The organism is Mycobacterium sp. (assembly GCF_032162105.1).
Lineage (GTDB): Bacteria > Actinomycetota > Actinomycetes > Mycobacteriales > Mycobacteriaceae > Mycobacterium.
In genome coordinates this window covers 1-4,791 of sequence record NZ_JAVRPS010000436.1, presented here as the reverse complement: position 1 = coordinate 4,791, position 4,791 = coordinate 1, and the positions used below count along the sequence as shown (strand labels likewise).

Below are 4,791 nucleotides of genomic sequence, written 5' to 3'. Positions count from 1 at the left end.
ATCGTCAGCAACTGCGATGTCGACAATTGTGTCCCTTGCACGTCAGCCTCCCGCAGTCACCACGTGAGCATGTCGAGCAGCCGCAGATCGCTGACAGCTTGCAGCGCTTGAACTCTCGTCGCCGGATGGGCCACCATCTTGGTGCGTAGTTCGTTGAGTCCAGCGGCGCTACGTTCGAGGTCCGACCTGATCGCTGCCCAGTACATTCGCCTGTTCCCCCGGCTGGTGTAGGTCGCCGCTTCACGGGTGGCGGCCTTTCTGTAGATCCGCACCACGCGGCTGTCCAGAATCGGAAACTGGTTGGGCCTCTTGAGATGTAGCACCTTACTGATCTTCGCCGTGCTGACGCCCTTTGGTGCTGATCCAGCGAAGTGGGCGTACAGGTGAAGCATCGAGTCGTACAGCCCGCCGGACTCTCCGGGGGCGGCGTCTCGGAGATCACCTTCAGCGGGAGTCCACGGTGCTCTCCTGGCTAGCGCGATGAACCAGTCGCCCTCAGCAGCGCTGATACGTGAACTTACCTTCCTGGTACGTCGTATCTCGTCAGTGGTGATCCCTGAGGGCTCGCCAGGGCCGGGATAGTCGTAGACCGCTGGAGTCTGAGGCGGGTATCGCTCAAAGCGATTCAGCGCCTCACTCAGCCCCAAGGGCTGCTCCGCGACAACAATGGACGGCACCGTCATGTCCGCATTCTGCAACGTCGGCCGTCGCAGGGCGCATGTCATTCTTCACCTTCGGTGAGTTGTCTGAGTTCGCGGCTGAGCCGCCCGAGGCTAATGATGTACCCGCAGGTTTCACGCAGCGCGTCCAGTAAGTCGCTGAGCCAGTCTGCAAGCGGCGGAACGGTCATCGTGTAGTCGAGCAGCCTGTCACGGCGTTCGATGTCGTGGGAGCGCTCGGCCATTCTCACCAGCAGCGCTTGTAGCGCTGCGTCACCTGGGTCAACACGGTCATCGGACTTCATCCTGGGCATAGTAATTGTGGCCACCGACAACGTGGGACGGCCACGCACGCCATCGCGACACCTCGCTGGCGATCACAGGAGTAGCCAAGACCTCCCATCGCCGCGGAACGCAGGACGCTTCACAGCGGGATCGCCGATGCGAAGGCGGGACCAGTGGCTACCATGCCTGCATGCAGCTGGGGGTGGGAGATCATTTTGCCGGCTACACCGTCGTGCGCCTGTTGGGCTCAGGCCGGATGGGGGAGGTCTACCTCGCTCAGCACCCGCGCCTACCGCGTCAGGATGCTCTCAAGATTCTACCCGCCAACATCTCGGCAGATACATCGTTTCGGGAGCGCTTCCACCGCGAGGCCGATCTCGCCGCAGCTTTATGGCACCCTCACATCGTCGGCGTGCATGACCGCGGTGAGGATGAGGGTCAACTCTGGATCTCGGGTCAAGTCCAGGGACGTGGTGTACGTGGTCGTCGTGTGATTCTTCGACTGGGTGGTTCAGGCGGTTAGTGCCGCCGGTGTGGCCTCCTGTTCTGTTGGGGTGTCGTTGGTGGCTTGGGATTTGCTGAGGACGTCCAGGCCCAGGTAGCGGCGGGACTCGGCCCATTCGTCGTGTTGTTCGGCCAGGACGGCGCCGACGAGGCGGATCAGAGCGTTGCGGTCGGGGAAGATGCCGACCACGTCGGTGCGACGGCGGATCTCCTTGTTCAGCCGTTCCTGGGGGTTATTCGACCAGATCTGGCGCCAGATCTGTTTCGGAAAGCTGGTGAAGGCCAGCAGATCAGCACGCGCGTTCTCCAGATGGTCGGCAACCCTGGGGAGCTTGTCCGATAGTGCATCGATGATCCGATCATATTGAGCGCCAACGGATTGCGAGTCCGGTTGGTCGTAGACCGAATGCAACAGAGTACGCACCCACGGCCACGACGCCTTCGGGGTGACGGCCATCAAGTTGGTGGCGTAATGAGTCCTGCAGCGCTGCCAGGACGAGCCCGGCAGGGTGGCGCCGATCGCGGCCAGCAGCCCCGCGTGGGCATCCGAGGTGACCAGCTTGACCCCGGACAATCCGCGGGCAGTCAACGACCGCAGAAACGCCAGCCAACCCGCCCCGTCCTCGGCGGTGGTGACGTCGATGCCCAGGATCTCCCGGTAGCCCTCGGCGTTGACCCCGACGGCGATCAGGGCGTGCACGTTGACCACCCGACCGTTCTCGCGGACTTTGAGCACCAGGGCGTCGGCGGCCACGAACGTGTACGGGCCGGCGTCCAACGGCCGGCTGCGGAACGCCTCCACCGCGGTGTCGAGTTCCTTGGCCATCACGCTGACTTGCGACTTCGACAGGCCGGTGATGCCCAGCGTGCCGACCAGTTTGTCCATCCGCCGCGTCGAGACCCCCAGCAGATAGCAGGTCGCCACCACCGTGGTCAGCGCCCGCTCAGCGCGTTTGCGGCGTTCCAGCAGCCAGTCCGGGAAATAGGAACCCTGCCGCAGCTTCGGGATCGCAACATCCAATGTTCCTGCCCGCGTGTCGAATTCACGATGACGGTAACCGTTACGGTGGTTGGTTCGTTCCCCGCTGCGCTCGCAGTAACCGGCCCCGCACAGCGCATCGGCTTCAGCGCCCATCAACGTCTGGATGAACATCGACAACAGCTCGCGCAGCACATCGGGATGGGCGGCGGTGAGTCGCTCGGTCAGGACCTGCTGCAGGTCGATATCGTGGACAGTGGTCATCGCGTGTATTCCTTTGCTCGAGTGACTTTGGTCGGTCTCTCGAAGAATCACGCGATGACCTTCATTCATCCGGCTACGACACGCCGGTACCGCCGATCAGGTCCGACTCGTACACCACTCTGCTGGACGCAACCCGTTCGGCGTGGTCCTCGGCGAGGACCAGATGCAGTCCGCGTGGGCAGAGAAGAAAGGCCAGGCACCGAAAGCATGTGACTGGGTGCTGCCGACAGAGGGGTTCACCTGGCTTCTCGACGCGACCCATCGCCCTCTCCGAGCTTCGCTCGCAGAGGGCACAGGCGACGGCGAGGACTACGCCTCCAACATCGCGGCGTTCTGGACCAACAAGAAGGCGGTTCAGTTCGAGTCGGTCATCGACCACCTCACGCGGCTGGGGTGGGACGGAGTTTCGTTCGACGACGCGAAGTTCGCGCCTTTCGTCGTTGTACCCGACGTGGGACTCCCCAGCACTCCGCTGTCGATGATGCTCGTCGGCCTCAGTGCGCAGAGGCTGATGGCGCAGTACGAGGGCAGAATGCTTGTCCCCGCCGTCGTTTCAACCTCCGACCTGATGCTGCTCGAAGGGCTGGCGGAGATGGGAGCCGTCAAAGTCGCGGGGCTGATCCAGGCGTGGAGGCAGGTCGGACTGGTCTCGCTTCAACAGTTCCTCTCGATGTCGGGTTTCCCGTACCTCCCGTGTCCGCAACACATGACGGCCGCTTCTGCGGCGCTGGACGCACGCATACAGCACGTCGGCGGGTAACGGCGCTGCTCGGCGTCAGGAGTCGGACGTTGGTTCCACGGCCTCGTCGTCGAAGGGAATCAGCTTCTCGCACAACCACAACAATCCGGTGTCGTCGACGCTCGCGGCGTAGCCGCGTAGGCACTCATCAACAGGTGTGTCGCCGCGAAGGTCGCCGCAGGGGTCGGATTCTTCGTCCGCGCGACGGTTGAGCGCGACTACGGACAGCTTCCAGCCCAGCGAGTTGGTCATGTACCCCAATCCCGCGCACTGGGCGCGGATCGCCGCCTCCGGGTGCGGCCAGTACGGTCCACGGTCGCCGTCGTAGTTCAGGAAGACATCTACGTGTACGACATGCCCTACAGCAGGAAGCGGCAACAGCCCCCTTATCGTCGCCTTGTCCTTCGGCCAGTCCGAGCCGCCTGCCGGCGGTGCACCGGCGAGGAACACGTCGCGCCCGACGCTGAAACGCACGACGTGGTCCACGTTCTCGGTGATCCGACGGCCAGTGAAGTACCAGGGAAAGTCGCTGGAGTCGGCCAGCCAGCGGCCACCGGCGCGGGCGGAGCGGTTCGCGGCTTCCTCATCCACTTCCATCTCGGGCGTCCTGATCACGTCGAACCGGAAGTGCTCCTCTCCCGGATACCGCTCGTCGGGTCCGTGCAGCGTGACCTTGGCCCCCTGCATCGCCCGATTCATGGACTTGATGTAGAACGACGTCGCCGACGTCTCCAGCAGCCAGTGCCAGCCGTCGATACCGATGCCGTCGGCGCGCGCTCCCAAGAACTCGATGGCCCGGTGCTCGTCCATCCCCGGATGCAGCTCGCTCAATCCGGGATTCAGCTCGTCCCCGATCATCGTTTTCACCTCCGACACGCTGGGCCGTCCCTCCGCTCAGGATCGCAGCTCTATGGCGTGGGAGCACCTGAATTTCCACCTGACGAAGTGCCGCACTCATCACAGCGAGCTTCGAGATCGCCGCGATGGCTTGATCCGCCGTCATGTCGGCTCTCAGTGAGAGCATCGCGGGCATGACGATCAGCATCCCCTCGGGACAACCGAACAACCGGTTCATGCGATACGTCCGAGCGCCGATCAGGGACTCAAACACGCTTCCATCTCTATATCCACTTCGCCCCGCCACGCGGCCACTGCGTCTCGGCATCGACACGACGACCCTGCCAGAGCCGCCAGGCGGCTACCTGTCCACCTACTTCGGGCGCGACGAGATCATCTTCGAACTCCTCGTACCCACAGGCGTTGACGTGCCCGACGGCTGGAAAGCGGCGCTCTACGACCCAGCAGTGCATGAGATCGGCTTCACGACGGTCGAACATGCGGGCAAGGAGTTGGATACCCGG

Annotated in this window: 5 protein-coding genes and 2 pseudogenes; 3 read left to right on the top strand and 4 right to left on the bottom strand. The window is 63.5% G+C overall.

Going from position 1 to position 4,791, the window contains the following annotated elements:
* Positions 1–56: 56 nt before the first annotated feature.
* Both QOC69_RS22230 and QOC69_RS22225 read right to left on the bottom strand, forming a co-directional pair.
* On the bottom strand, positions 57–683 hold the full coding sequence (locus tag QOC69_RS22230; protein ID WP_526443616.1) for a DUF6308 family protein: 627 nt from the start codon (positions 681–683) through the stop codon (positions 57–59).
* A 38-nt stretch (positions 684–721) separates the two neighbouring features.
* Positions 722–964: a hypothetical protein gene (locus QOC69_RS22225; RefSeq protein WP_526443614.1), complete on the bottom strand. Its 243-nt coding sequence runs from the start codon at positions 962–964 to the stop codon at positions 722–724.
* A 170-nt stretch (positions 965–1,134) separates the two neighbouring features.
* On the opposite strand from QOC69_RS22225, the pseudogene QOC69_RS22220 reads away from it, so the two are divergent.
* A pseudogene (locus QOC69_RS22220) lies at positions 1,135–1,398 on the top strand (serine/threonine protein kinase); the annotation flags it as partial.
* Positions 1,399–1,455: 57 nt separating this feature from the next.
* Here QOC69_RS22220 and QOC69_RS22215 read toward each other — a convergent pair.
* Positions 1,456–2,691, bottom strand: a complete 1,236-nt coding sequence (locus QOC69_RS22215) for an IS256 family transposase (RefSeq protein WP_526443612.1) — start codon at positions 2,689–2,691, stop codon at positions 1,456–1,458.
* Positions 2,692–2,833: 142 nt separating this feature from the next.
* Here QOC69_RS22215 and QOC69_RS22210 point away from each other — a divergent pair, with 142 nt between their 5' ends.
* Positions 2,834–3,451, top strand: coding sequence for a hypothetical protein (locus QOC69_RS22210; protein WP_526443610.1), 618 nt, complete (start codon positions 2,834–2,836; stop codon positions 3,449–3,451).
* 15 nt (positions 3,452–3,466) lie between these two features.
* Here the strand turns inward: QOC69_RS22210 and QOC69_RS22205 are convergent, their stop codons facing one another.
* Complete coding sequence (locus QOC69_RS22205) at positions 3,467–4,288, bottom strand: hypothetical protein (protein ID WP_526443608.1); 822 nt, start codon at positions 4,286–4,288, stop codon at positions 3,467–3,469.
* A gap of 173 nt (positions 4,289–4,461) precedes the next feature.
* Between QOC69_RS22205 and QOC69_RS22200 the strand changes: the two are divergent.
* A pseudogene (locus QOC69_RS22200) lies at positions 4,462–4,791 on the top strand (hypothetical protein); the annotation flags it as partial.